At 43.3% G+C, this 13,312-nt stretch carries 12 protein-coding genes; 5 read left to right on the top strand and 7 right to left on the bottom strand.

Features of this window, described 5'->3' with window-relative positions; all coding sequences use genetic code 11:
• Positions 1-2: 2 nt before the first annotated feature.
• The 3 genes from J4526_05910 to fdhF are packed head-to-tail and all read right to left on the bottom strand — an operon-like array spanning position 3 to position 4,065.
• Positions 3-1,472, bottom strand: coding sequence for a hydrogenase 4 subunit D (locus J4526_05910; GenBank protein WFO74616.1), 1,470 nt, complete (start codon positions 1,470-1,472; stop codon positions 3-5).
• 11 nt (positions 1,473-1,483) lie between these two features.
• Positions 1,484-1,999 carry a 4Fe-4S binding protein gene (locus J4526_05915; GenBank protein WFO74617.1) on the bottom strand — a complete coding sequence of 172 codons (516 nt, stop codon included), beginning with the start codon at positions 1,997-1,999 and terminating at the stop codon, positions 1,484-1,486.
• A 5-nt stretch (positions 2,000-2,004) separates the two neighbouring features.
• Positions 2,005-4,065, bottom strand: a complete 2,061-nt coding sequence (fdhF, locus tag J4526_05920; GenBank protein WFO74618.1) for a formate dehydrogenase subunit alpha — start codon at positions 4,063-4,065, stop codon at positions 2,005-2,007.
• A gap of 198 nt (positions 4,066-4,263) precedes the next feature.
• Between fdhF and J4526_05925 the strand changes: the two genes are divergently transcribed.
• The 3 genes from J4526_05925 to J4526_05935 all read left to right on the top strand — a co-directional run bounded on the left by J4526_05925 (position 4,264) and on the right by J4526_05935 (position 6,269).
• Positions 4,264-5,469, top strand: a complete 1,206-nt coding sequence (locus J4526_05925; GenBank protein ID WFO74619.1) for a hypothetical protein — start codon at positions 4,264-4,266, stop codon at positions 5,467-5,469.
• Positions 5,470-5,692: 223 nt separating this feature from the next.
• Positions 5,693-5,998, top strand: a complete 306-nt coding sequence (locus tag J4526_05930; protein WFO74620.1) for a helix-turn-helix transcriptional regulator — start codon at positions 5,693-5,695, stop codon at positions 5,996-5,998.
• The gene (locus J4526_05935; protein WFO74621.1) at positions 5,985-6,269 is read left to right on the top strand and encodes a hypothetical protein; all 285 of its coding nucleotides are present in this window, start codon (positions 5,985-5,987) and stop codon (positions 6,267-6,269) included. The genes J4526_05930 and J4526_05935 overlap by 14 nt, the downstream gene beginning before the upstream one ends.
• A 20-nt stretch (positions 6,270-6,289) precedes the next feature.
• Here J4526_05935 and J4526_05940 read toward each other — a convergent pair whose 3' ends face one another.
• Positions 6,290-9,418, bottom strand: coding sequence for a DEAD/DEAH box helicase (locus J4526_05940; protein WFO74622.1), 3,129 nt, complete (start codon positions 9,416-9,418; stop codon positions 6,290-6,292).
• Positions 9,419-9,659: 241 nt separating this feature from the next.
• Here J4526_05940 and J4526_05945 point away from each other — a divergent pair, with 241 nt between their 5' ends.
• Positions 9,660-10,358 carry an MBL fold metallo-hydrolase gene (locus tag J4526_05945; protein WFO74623.1) on the top strand — a complete coding sequence of 233 codons (699 nt, stop codon included), beginning with the start codon at positions 9,660-9,662 and terminating at the stop codon, positions 10,356-10,358.
• Here the strand turns inward: J4526_05945 and J4526_05950 are convergent.
• Positions 10,347-11,597 (bottom strand): MFS transporter, encoded by a 1,251-nt coding sequence (locus tag J4526_05950; protein WFO74624.1) that lies wholly within the window; start codon positions 11,595-11,597, stop codon positions 10,347-10,349. The genes J4526_05945 and J4526_05950 overlap by 12 nt on opposite strands.
• Positions 11,590-11,787 (bottom strand): hypothetical protein, encoded by a 198-nt coding sequence (locus J4526_05955; protein ID WFO74625.1) that lies wholly within the window; start codon positions 11,785-11,787, stop codon positions 11,590-11,592. Before J4526_05955 ends, J4526_05950 begins: the two co-directional genes overlap by 8 nt.
• Here J4526_05955 and J4526_05960 point away from each other — a divergent pair.
• Positions 11,774-12,340, top strand: coding sequence for a class I SAM-dependent methyltransferase (locus J4526_05960; GenBank protein WFO74626.1), 567 nt, complete (start codon positions 11,774-11,776; stop codon positions 12,338-12,340). The genes J4526_05955 and J4526_05960 overlap by 14 nt on opposite strands.
• Here J4526_05960 and J4526_05965 read toward each other — a convergent pair.
• Positions 12,306-13,304: a hypothetical protein gene (locus tag J4526_05965; GenBank protein WFO74627.1), complete on the bottom strand. Its 999-nt coding sequence runs from the start codon at positions 13,302-13,304 to the stop codon at positions 12,306-12,308. The two genes, J4526_05960 and J4526_05965, sit on opposite strands and share 35 nt — an antisense overlap.
• Positions 13,305-13,312: the final 8 nt, after the last annotated feature.

Genomic DNA, 13,312 nt, shown 5'->3' on the forward strand with positions numbered 1-13,312 from the left:
GACTATCCCCCGAGGAACCTTATTCTAGTGATCAAGGGGTAGGCGATGTAGTTTGATATGAGAGAAAATACTATTAGTGATAAAATACATAGCTTCATGAGTGTCGTTATGCTTATTGTAGATGGTTTCTTGCATTCCTTGAAAACCATTTCGTGTATCCATGAAAGCCCTACGATGAAGAATATTGTTGAGTCAAGTAGGACTACCAGCAATGGAATAATAGACCATGCTATGTGGTCTACTATTGTAGCTGAAGAGATCACCATTAGTTTCCCGTAGAAAATCCCGAATGGTGGTACACCTGTCAATCCTAGTAGTGATAGCGTCCAAGCAGCGGCGATGAGTGGTGATGACTTGATAAGCCCCTTAATCTTCTCCATCGAGTGTGTGCCAAGGGAGTATCCGAATACTCCAGCTGTAAGGAATGCAAGCCCCTTTACGTAGGCATGGTTGAATAACTGGAGTATTGTTGCTTGCAAGCCTAGGAGAGAACCTGTTGTAGCATAGAGTACTCCAACATACATAACCATGGATTCGCCTATAGTCGAGTAGGCGAGAAGTCTTTTCGCATCGCGCTGGACAGGATACATGAGCATACAGATAGCTCCTGTTATCATAATGAAGAACAACATCAGCCAGAAGATGCCCTGCGGTAATGGGGTAGCGAACTGTGCTAGTCTCGCCAGCAGGTATACACCCATCTCAACCATTGCGGCTCCATGCAGAAAAGCTGAGGCGGGTGTTGGCGCTACCATTGCGTCTGGCAACCATGAGTAGAAGGGGAACTGGGCCGACTTAGAGAAAGCAGCGATCATTGCAGCGGCGAACAACTGGTACTTCAGCATGGGTTCTAGTTTATTGATGGCAGTGAGACTGAAGTCGTGTAGGTGGAATAGGCATATTGATGAGGCAGTGAATAATCCTATCATGGCACCTACATGTGTGTATATGAGAGCCTTATTTGCTGATCTCAGCGCTTTCTCTGTACCATAGTAGGATACGAGTCCCCAGCACGAGAAACTCATTACCTCGAAGAACATGAGTAGCTGTATTATTGTTGAGGAGTGTATGAAGGCTAGTGTGGCTCCGATAAACAGTAGCATCCATCCGTAGAATCTTCCTTTACCACTATGTACTGGATGGAATTTGTTGTTGGGGCTCATGTAGTCTATCGAGTATACTAGGAATATTGTTCCAGCTGTAATAACGACGAAGCCTACGGCAACTGACATAGGGTCGATGATGAATCCATAGAATTCTCCTGTGTACTCCGTGTACGAGATGATGTAATGGAGTATTTCTTGTTTGCTTGTAATAAACAGGAATGTGCCAAAAATGTATGAAGACAGGATCAGAGATAGGAGTATGAGAAGATATGAATCAGCCTTCCTTCCATCGAGTAGGAACAAGTATAAACCTATGGTGAAGGGGACTAGTATGGGTATTAAAAAAGCTATAAGTATGGGGTCCATGGGTAGCACCCTCATGGCGTTATGAAGTACTTGGTAAACTCTTTCAAGGAAGCAGCAGATCTACTGGACTCAACAACCTGTAATGCAGCCTTCTTCCTCTTCTCGAACAGGAGTTCCTCGACGTCTCCATAGATTAGTGCATCAGTAGGACATGTAGCAACACATGCTGGTAGTTTTCCTTCGGCTCTTCTATGTGCACACAGGTCACACTTTATCATAACCTTGTTTACTTTATCGAGTATTGGTATACCGAATGGGCATACGACACTGCATAAGAGACAGCCAATACACTTCAGTGGCGAGAGAATAACTGCTCCGTCATCGTCCCTATATAGTGCCCGAGTTGGACATACTTCTATACATGGAGCTTTTTCACAGTGCCTACAGTTCAGAGGTATTGCTGTTGTCTCCTGGTACTCGAAGACACTAATGAGTGACTGACCTTCATGTTCTCTTTCACAAGCTACTTCGCATGCACGGCATTCTATACATCTACTGAAATCTATTAATATGATCTTACGGCCCATGGGTCTCACCCTTCAAGCCTAATGATCTTACATGCACAAACCTTTGTCTCAGGGATCTTGCTGATGGGGTCTAGTGCATCATTAGTCAATACATTAGCTCCCCAATGCCATGGAACAGCTACGACACCGGGTTTAATGGTCATGGTAACCTTTGCTTTGCAGACATACTCTCCTCTGCGAGTAATGATCTTTACTTTATCACCAGTTTTGATCCCTAGTTTCTCCGCATCATCAGGATGGATCTCTAGGTATGGTTCGGGCCATCTCTTCTTAAGTGACGGACTCCTACCGGTCATGGTGTTGGTGTGGTACATTCCTACAACACGAACAGTGGTTAGGATAAACGGGTACTCGTCGTCAGGTTGTTCTGCTGGTGGCCTGTGCTCTACAGCAGCTAAATGAGCCTTACCATCGGGTGTCAGGAACTTGTCTTTGTATAGAATAGGTGTTCCGGGATGATCTGGTGAAGGACATGGCCAGTGTATTCCAGCAATATTATTCTTAAGTCTCTCCGGGGTCATTCCACCATACTGTGGTACCACTCTCGCGATCTCTAGCGTTATTTCCTCGACGCTTGTGTACGGGAATTGTTTCTCGTAGCCCATAGCTTTTGCTATCTCTGTTATAATCCACCAGTCGGGTCTTGCCTCACCTGGTGGCTCAACTGCTTTGAAAGACCATTGTACTCTTCTCTCCGTGTTTGTCAACGAGCCCTCGTTCTCTGGTAGTGCAGCTGCTGGTAACACTATGTCGGCGAACTGGGCTGTTTCAGTCAAGAAAATATCTTGTACTACTAGGAACTCGAGTTTCTTCAATGCTTTTACAACGTGGTTGGAGTTAGCGTCGCTGATAACAGGGTTTTCTCCCATGATATAGTAGGCTTTGACTTTTCCTTCTTCTATAGCATAGCTAGACTCTATTATTGTGTAGCCTGGTTTGTCGCTTAGGTAGTCGACGCCCCAGTGCTTCTTGAAGTACTCTATGTTCTCGCTGGCGGTTACGCTCTTATAGCCTGGGAACACATTGGGGAGTACACCGAGATCACATGCTCCCTGTACGTTGTTCTGTCCACGCATCGGCGAGCAGCCAGTACCTTCCCTGCCTACATGACCGCATATCGCAGCCAATGTAGCGAGCAGTCTGACGTTGTCTGTTCCACAGGTATGTTGTGTAAGCCCCATACACCATGTGATCACTCCTTTTTCTGCTCTAGCAAACATTCTAGCTGCTTCACGTATCAGGCTAGCCGGTACTCCTGTTATCTTCTCTGCATACTCTGGAGTATACTTCTCAACAGTTTTCACAAGATCGTCGAAGCCCACTGTCCTCTTGGCAACGAATTCTTTATCATAAAGATTCTCCTTTATGATGACATGTATCATCGCGTTTGCTAGCGCTATATCTGTTCCCGGATACAGTTGTAGATGTATGTCTGCAAACCATGCCGTACGTGTACGCCTTGGGTCGACGACAATTAGTTTCGCGCCACGGTCCTTTGCTTTGAGCACATACCTGAATCCTACTGGGTGGGTTTCAGCGTAGTTGTGGCCCCAGACAATAATACAGTCGGCCATCGCTATGTCTCTATAAGTATTGGTCATCGCGCCAGCTCCAAAAACAGCCTTCAAGCCAGCTACTGTAGCTGAGTGACATAATCTGGCACAATGATCTACATTGTTTGTCCCATAGACCCTCGCTAGTTTTTGTATGAGATAGTTTGGTTCATTGAAGGTCCTAGCGCTTCCAAAGAACATTACGGCATCAGGGCCATACTGTTTCTTTATCTCTAGAAGCCTTTCCGAAACCTCTTTTATCGCTTCTTTCCAGCTGATTTCCCTAAACTTTCCTTCTTCAACAGCCTTAAGTGGCTTCCTGAGCCTGTCTCGGCTGGTAAGATACTCTATGACAGCGTTTGCCTTTGGGCAAAGCTTGCCTTTCTCATTAGGTATGCCATCCAGGTCTGTAGCATACTCTATACCTACAGGATATCCATCGACGCTCTTTATGTAAAGCCTGCATCCAACACCACAATAAGGACATACAATTAATGTTAATTTCTCTGACATAATTTCACCGTATCAAGCAAAGATATCGTTTTTAAAATAGTAAAGTATTTCGAGGTAAAGAAAGCGAGACAACCGAGTTTAAGGACAAACATGAGAGTAATAACGACACGGGAAAGTATATTCTGCATAAACAGCTGCATAGCCTATAGATAGGGTAATTACCCGTAAAGACGATTATAGTTATCAAGGATGGTATGTATGCTGGACACCAGCTACTCAGGAAACTACGATCCACTGGAATTGTTCGTCTATGCGGGAGATGACATCTGCAAGAATCCTCTTTTACCGGTAAACAACGTCTCCATAGTGACTGAAAGATATCTTGACAAGATATCTCTTGCAAACACAATGGTTGAATTCATGAGTAAAATCAAGAGATGTAAAGTAAACATAATGGTTGATTCACCAAATAGCATCAAAGAAGCAAAGTTCTTCGCGGAAAAACTAGTCTCAAATAATGTAAAAGACATCAACATTATTATTACATCTCGTATAGTGAAGGATTTCTCGAGAGAATTCTATCAAGATTTGTTAAGAGATGTCTACTCCATAATAATCTACTGTAATAAATTCATCGAGCTATACAATGTTATAACCGAAGTAGCCTCCTTAAAGACAGTGAACAGCCGTTTATACATAATAAACCACTATGACCCAAGTAGTATTGATACAGAATTATTGATGCTGGTATCGAGAAAATACAATGTAAACCAAGCGATAATAACTGATAAAAAGTGTTTAACCTATGTACGTAGCATAGAGGATCTTGTTGAGCAGCCATTGGAGCCTACTAAATGGCTTATATACGATGTATTTCTATACTATAACAAGACGCATAGGATCTATAAGTATATACTACAGCCTGACGGTAAAACGAAGACGTATACATGGAAACTCGCTGAGCAACCAGTGTACACGTCTATACTAGTACATGACAATAGATTGTTGAGTAACATCAATATACGTGAGCCATTGTCTTCTGTACTACGTGGTTTCCTAGAGAAACTTGTTAGCAAGGAATCTCTCAGCAAGATAGGTGAGGTAAGAGTTGATATCGTACTCAAAATAAATGATGACGTCCTGGTTGACGAGAAATTTGTTAAAGCACTAAAGCTCATCGAGAAATATAAGAGTCTCAAGAAAGTTAGCCAAAAACTAGCCGTACCATACATAACACTAAAGAAGAAAATAGAGTCGCTGGAAAGAAGCCTCGGTACACAAATTGTTGTCATAAAGAGAGGAGGTATCAGTAGAGGAGAAACAGTCTTGACCAGCGTGGGAAGAGACCTTGTGAACGTGCTAGACGAGGTTTACCAAGACCTGAGAAACAGGTTGACCGAGCAACTATGGTTCATAAGTAGTGATGTTACAAGAAAAGGATTACTCGTAGTAAAATTCCCCTAGCATAGAATTCTTTGTTGATATAACGTTGTTAGTTAAGATAGAAACGTATTATCTATTATGTGGTATCATTGTGTATTGTATAGCTTATAGTTAACACGCGTTTTCTCAACCTCAACAACGATGTAGTGACTAGTAGATCTCGAATGTTATCTCTGTGTTACTATGTAATAGAAAACTTTATATGTAATCTTTTTATTACATGTAATCTAGGGGTTTAGTATGCATGGGGTCTCTAGAAGAACTTGCCAAGAAGCTGGAGGCATTGGGTCATCCGTTGAGGCTACGTATCCTAGCTGTACTTGCTAGGGAGGGGAGGAGTATGTACTTGAGCGAGATAGCTGGTATGCTTGGTATTAGCCGGGCGCTAGCCAAGATTCATCTCAAGAAGCTTGAGAAAGCCGGGCTTGTCAAAAGCCGTATTGTTGTCCTAGAGGATGAGGCACGTGCACTCAGGTACTATGAGCTAGTTGATTTCGATATACATGTCTCTCCACAAAAACTGAAGGAGATGATCCGTGATGATAAGTAGGACAACCGCTATAATAATCGTTGTCTGTTGGATCACAATAGCAATCCTATCATCAATATACCTCTGGATCGGTGGCGTGAACTTCTGGACAAACATAATGGTGCTGCTGTTTCTAGGCGTGGCTTTTGTCGTAACCTTCGGGCTAACAGCAATGTGGCCACCATCGTCTCTACCCGAGAAAAAACTTGAGAAGGAGCTCTCTGAGCTTAAGAAGGAAGTCCATGAGCTTAAGAAGAAGATCGATGAGTTAAGGAAGATCATTGAAGAGTAAACGTAGTTTATAAAACCAGACTATTTTTTATCACTGCTTTTTGAAGATGCTAACATGTATAGTAGGTAGAGTGCTTTAACACGTGCTTCCATATGTTTTGTTATTTCATCTTTCTCCGAGTCTAGGAGTTTTGTGTACTTGTTTTCACGTATTTTCTCCACGATCCTATGTATTCTGGGTAGCCTCGGTATTTTCATGTCCCCGTAGATTCTTGGTAGTACTTCGAACAAGTCCTCGATAGTTATATTCTTTAGTTCCTCCCGTGTAAGACTATAGGCTTCAATACCCGTATTCCTTATTAGGACAGGTAGTTTCTTTAGACCAGTCTTCTCAAGAGAGTCGGCAATGTTTCTCGCTGGAACCACTATCTTGAAGTTATTATAGTACACGAGGTCTTCTACGAGATTCTCTATCTCTCTCAGCTCTTGTTTAGGCTTGAGCCCCGGTATATTGAGGACTAAGTCTATGTAGGTCCTCGTTTCTTCCCCATCAAAGACAGCTACTGCTATGAGTAGTAGTGGTGGCGAAAACACGTCTTCACCACCGATCTCTTCGACTATAGCGTCCAAGGCCACGATTTTCTGGGCCTTGCTGGGCTTCGGTATTGCCTCTATTAGCCCACTGATTTCTACAACAATTTTCTCCTTAGACAGAATGTAGTCTAGGATCTTTAGTGCGTATTCTCTTACGGGCTCCCAGTCTACTCCTAGTGTGAGCATATCGGCGTAGGCGAGCTCGTCTATCTGGTTCAAGAGTATGAGGTCTAGTTCATCGGGCTTGTACTCCATAACACTCTTCCTGACATCAAGCCAGTCAAGCTCGTCTATGAGGGCTGTTGCTTCTGGTTCGTGGAGCTCGAAGAACTTCTTGTCACCGATTTTCTCGACACCATACATTATGGTCTCGAATGCTATCCCATAGACTCTCCTCAGCACGATCATGATATAGGCTAGCCCTAGTCTAAGCAGTGCTGTATCGAGACGCTCGTCAACCTCGTATATGTATCCATAGGTATAGTCACGGTACTCGCCGTGAACTGGTGTTGGCACATATATCGTCTTCTTATCCCTGGTTACAACATGTCTTCCCTTGATTTTTATGACACGTGGTTTCTCCGATGACACGATCCATACAACGCGGTTCGGGACTTTTATGAGGAGTCCGAAACCGTGTCTAGGCGGGTAGACTACACAGTGAACATGAGTATTGATCTTGCCTCTCATCAAGTCCTTGACGAGACTAGGTTCTTCACCCCACCTCGTTTTTATGTCAAGGTATTCCTCGTAGGCTTCGGCGAGTGCCTCGTCTTCCCAGAACCTGATCTCCCATAGGGGCTTCTCGTAGACTGCTGTGACTGTTCTCCCGCGAGCCGAGATACTGTGTCTAACAACCATTGCATCGCTTGAATAGTCTATGCATCCGATCTGGAATCTCTCGACGAGGTCGCAGTGGCCTATCGGTTCCAGGGAGCGTACTCCATCTTTTGTCTCAAGGTACCGTTTGATACCATATGGTGGCGCGAACTCGTAGAAGCCCATGCGATCCCATATCCACTTTAGTTTCTTCTTGTCAACCCCTGTTTTCTTGAGTACCCCGGCTTTCTCGAGGGCTTCTTTCTCGTGGTCGGACAACTCTAGTCCAAGCCATGGCGATAACAGCTTTACTATGCCTGTGAAGAGTTTTATGTAGAGATTCCTCGGTATTATAATGGTTTTTTCTAGTGGTAGTGAAAGCCATTTCTTGAGTGCATCCAAGCCTTTGGTCAATAGATCCCAGTCCCAGCGGCTGCTAGGTATAACTATTGACTCGGTGAATGGTATCTCTAGTCTCCTCCCCTTGCGTCCTTCGCGTTGAATAAACTCTCTAACATCCTCGGGGAGCCCCAGGTGCACGATCCTAACTATAGTGCCTATGTCAATGCCTTGGGATAGAGTCCTTGGGCTAACGATGATCTTCATTTCTCCTCTACGTGCAGCCTCCTCGATCTGTCTACGTTGTTCTTTTGATACAAGGTGGTGGTGTGATGCAATACGATTGCTGTGCTCCTGGTATACGGTCTTCAGTCTCTTGGCTACTTCCTCGGCTTTAGCAATACTCTTGGTGAAAACAAGAGTGACGCCATCGTCCTCCAGGTATGCTCCTAGGATCTCACTATAGTCTATACCAATACTCGGTACATCATAGCCTAGTGCCTCAAGGTAGGATAGGACTCGATAGGGGTTCTTAACGAACTCCTTGTAGTCTCTAAGAGCCTTGATGATATCCTCGTCTACATCGCTTCTCCTAGACAAGCTACCGAGGTATCCTCTGATCTTCTTCCACACGTTTTCCAGGTCTTTACCTAGAACAACGATCAATCTGTTCTCCACGTGGAAGGGCTTGCCATCGATTACAACATAGTCCCTACCAGTAATGTCCTTGAGGTAGGAACCTAGCTCGTCAGGGTTTGCCAGCGTAGCGGTCAATAATACTACTTGGGGCTTGACGTTGCTCACAATAGACAAAAGCTCGATCATAGCCATTAGTAACGCTAGACTACGAGGACCATAGAAGTCGAGCTCATCAATAATAATTAAGTCTATTTTCCTGAAGAAGCTCTCCAGGAGACTACTCGATTGCTTGATGAAATACTTTTTGAGCTCATGAAGTAGGAAAGCAGGGTTTGTCACAACAATATTGGCACTAGAGATCATTTGCCTTAGCTTTGTTCTACCAAGCTCCCTCATGTACATGTCTCTATGAGGAGCGTCAAGCTGTACCACATTAGCTCCAATAGCTCTGGAGTACAGGGTTATCCTACGGATCTGGTCGTTAGCAAGAGCAAGTGTTGGATATACAGCGATCGCCTTAAAGCTCTTGTCCTGCTTGACCTTGTTTAGGAAGTACATAACCCAGGCTTCAGTCTTACCCGAGCCAGTACCAGACCTGAGGATCACGTTCGAGCCTTTTAGCAGGGCATTATAGGCTTCAAACTGGTGTAGATAAAGCCTGTTACTCGCGAACTCTTTGAGTTCCTGAAGATTGCCAAGTTCCTCGACTATATCGGTAAATCTCTTGTCGACACGCTCAGGCTCAATGAAAGGCTCTACTTCATAGACTATACTGTAGCCACGGGACTCCAAGTACTTTATACTATCAGTAATCCTCAACTCCTAAGTAAACCCCCTATTAATACAGATGATATACAAAAATAAAACAATGTATGAACAAAGACCAGTCATAGCCTCTACAAGGTCTTCACTACGGCCAGCCTGGGTAATGACCCCCAACCAGGAGTTTTAACTACGGCTTAGTAATTGTAAGATAAGTGTTTGAAGCTAGGTTAATTTTAGTAGAACAACATAGTTTCTCTCACCCCAGGCATCCTGGTTGGAGGGGTGACGGCATCAAGTGGTATCTAATGCTACTCTTGTAGTAGTTGTTGATAATACGTCTTCTCCTGGGCTCAGGAGTGAATGGGGTTGGTCTGCCTATATTGAATCGCCTTCTTGGAGAGTATTGTTTGATGCCGGTGGTGATCCCGATGTTATTGAGTGTAATATGGAGGCTCTTGGTATTAATCCCGAGGATCTTGATTTTGCTGTATTGAGTCATCATCATGGAGATCATTGTGGTGGCTTCGAGTTTATTGGACGTGTCCATAGGGGGCTTAAAGTCTATGTTCCGCCTGGTGATACAGGGTATCTTAGGGAATGGGGTCTAGAACCTATTGTTGTCAAGAGCTCTGAGAAAGTTGCTGATGATGCTTGGGTAATAGGTGCCTTCAGGAGCAGCCCCTTGAGTAGTCTTTGGGAGATAGCATTTGCCTTTAAGGTCGACGGCAAAGGTCTCGTGGTTGTCGTTGGTTGTTCTCATCCTGGTGTGGAGAAGTTTGTTGAAGAAGCCGTTAGGGTTTCCGGGGAAAAGGAGGTATACATGGTTATAGGTGGTCTCCATAATGCTTCTAGGAGGATAATCGATAGACTTGCTAGTAGAGTAAAATATATTGGAGCAGCCCATTGTAGTGGTGACGAGTTAAGAGATTATATCAGGAGGAGATTTATAGACAAGTATGTTCCTGTGCATGTGGGTCTACGACTAGTTTTTTAGGATTATTTTATCCTCTACTTCTTTCGCTATAGAGGCTAGTGGCGGTCTTATCGGTTTTACAAGGAATACTATCCCTACTGGGAGACAAAGTATTGACGCAAGTATCATTGTATAGAATGGGCTAATAGGGTATAGTGTACCCGAGACAAGTCCTGCTACGAGTGATGATATATCTAGTGATGCTAGTGCGAAACTAGAAAATCTTGCTCGTAGTCTATTGCTTATGTACTCGTGCAGGAGAGCATTGCCTATAGCGAACCTCATCACTATACCGGACTGGGCTAGTACACCACCAATAACTATCCATGGCATTCCATCTAGTGCAAACAATACGATCCCTAGGGACATCATGAGCACTATTATGCCAAGGGGCCGCGTATCCTTTACACTGATTTGTTTCTTGGTTACATAGACTGTTATAGCCATTGATATAGTGATCCCCATTGTAACAATCCATCCATACAGCATGTTATTGTATCCACGGTGAACAACATACCTTATACCATAGTATGTGTACATCATTACAGGGATCGATAAAACAACGTAGTTCAAGAAAAGATACCTCTTTAGCCAACGTGGCATCACCAGCATGAGGTTATAGACACCCTTGACACCGTCCATGAGTTTTGCGCCAGGTATCTTGAGAGGCTTTATCGTCTCCTCAAGGAACATATGCCTTATGATCGCTACTATTGTTAGGAATACGGCGTTAATAGTGAAGACTATACGGTACCCTGTGACATCATTGACACCGTAGAGACTTGTTATGAAGCCACCGATTAGTGGTGCTGGTATACTCAATAACTCGGGTATGATATTGGCATAGAGGAATCCAAGTGTCCGTTTCCCAGGAGGCATGCTCTCGGCAAGTGTTGCCTGGAGTGCTGGCGTATAGAGTAATGTGATGCTGTTGATGAGCATTGCCATGAGCAGGATTCTCCAGTCGGGTGCAAAGGCTATTAAGTAGCTTGTTATGGCCAATACCCATGTGTATTTTACTATAATCTTCTTCCTGCCATAAACATCACTATATGCTCCACCAAGAATCCTTACAATAGCCGTTGGAATCGCTGCTACCCCCAGTACGTACCCTACGAGTCTCTCGTCACCACCCAGCACGTAGACATAGTTGCTCATGTATGTCATGGCTATTCTTGAGCCGAATACCACGAGAACCCATGTAGATACTATGACCCAGTAGTTTCGCTTAAACCCGGTTAACCCTATTCTGTCAAGCATTGCTGGCACACGCCCCTATTGCAACGAACAAGTCAAGTATAGTCATATAGTATAATAGGTTTCTAAAGAATAGGATTATTAGGGTTAAAGAGTTTTCTTTACATGAAAACAATAGATAGTAGTCTACTAAGACAACAATAACGGCGGCGAGCCCTATGGCGGTATATGGTAGGAGGATGACACCACACAACAGCTGGCACCCTATATCAGTACCTTATCTGCCAACTAACCCCGATCTATTCGACTTGATCTTCTCTGTTGCAAAACTTAGTGAGAAAGACGTATTCTACGACCTAGGATGTGGTGATGGAAGAATAGTTATTGAGGCTGCCAAGAGAGCTAATGTCAAGAAAGCTGTTGGTATAGAGATTGACGAGAATCTCGTAAAAGTAGCTAGAGAATACGCGAGAAAAGCTGGTGTAGAGGATCGTGTCGAGATTATTCACGGAGACTTCTTCACCGTACCAATAAGAGATGCCACAGTAGTATACATGTACTTAACCAAGCGTGCCAACGAGCTCTTGAAGCCCAAGCTTATACGTGAACTAAAAATCGGTACTAGGATAGTGACTCTAGACTTCGAGATACCTGGCTGGAAACCAGTATCAATAATCAATAAAAACAGGCTCATCCAGGGTACAATATACCTGTATGTCAGAGGGGTATCAGATATCTATGACATAATGGGCTATAGTCCAGTCCGTAAAGTCATCGGTACCGTGTATAGAAGTTTGATTTTATAGTTGCCTCAAGATTGCTTCCTGTCCTTGTAGTTAGAGTCTTGTTTAATACCTGTCTCTTTTGTTTATAGAGCCTATACATTATGTATAAGTACAAAACTACAAGTGCTTGAAGTATAGTTATCTTTAGCCAGCCACTAACTTCTGAAGCTATTCCACCTAAAACTCTCATACCCTCTTTATGTTTCATTGAATGGACTATATCGAGGAGTACAATTGTTGTGGTTGTATAGTTATTGATGAAATCATTTGCTTGAATAACTAACTGGAGTAACGTGCCGAGATTAGGTGTAGGCTTGAAATATACAATATACGTGGCATATCCTCCGGCACCCATGAATAACACATCTTCTATTGAGAACCAGTCAAAAGGATCTATTCTTTCCACTAGTCTAGACTTATTAAACACGTATACGGCTGTATTATTGAAGCTCATTACTAATTGGTCCACCCATCTCCATCCCCATGGATCCCATATAAGTACTTCCAGTACACAGACCTCATTAATAATGCATACATTCTCTCCGACATTACTATACACAGTAATGTATTGTATACTATAATTTCCACCTAGGTAAACACTTGAGACTCCTTCTTCGTTGAATCTGCCTGTGTATGTACGTGCTATTGTAGTATTTGCATAGCCGTAGAAAACATGTTTTTCTTTATATGAGTACGGTATTGTAGTTGATACCGTGCCGTTGAAAATGTATTTTTGTCTTGTATACTTGGGGGTGGTAGTTGTTATTGTGCCTGAAACAGTGTACTTTCCTATGTATGTTGTTGTAGGATATACATTGGTTACATAACCTGATGCTGTATAGTCTATTATTACTGTTTGTTCTCCCTTATGCTGGTATTGGATATGTCTGAATAGAATGGTGTTCATGCTAAAACCTACTATGTATCCCATGAAAAGTGATATGAACATTAATATTATGAGTGTTCTAAAGTATCCACTGTCCATTATATCTC

Source organism: Desulfurococcaceae archaeon MEX13E-LK6-19 (assembly GCA_029637525.1).
Classification (GTDB): Archaea; Thermoproteota; Thermoprotei_A; order Sulfolobales; family Desulfurococcaceae; genus MEX13ELK6-19.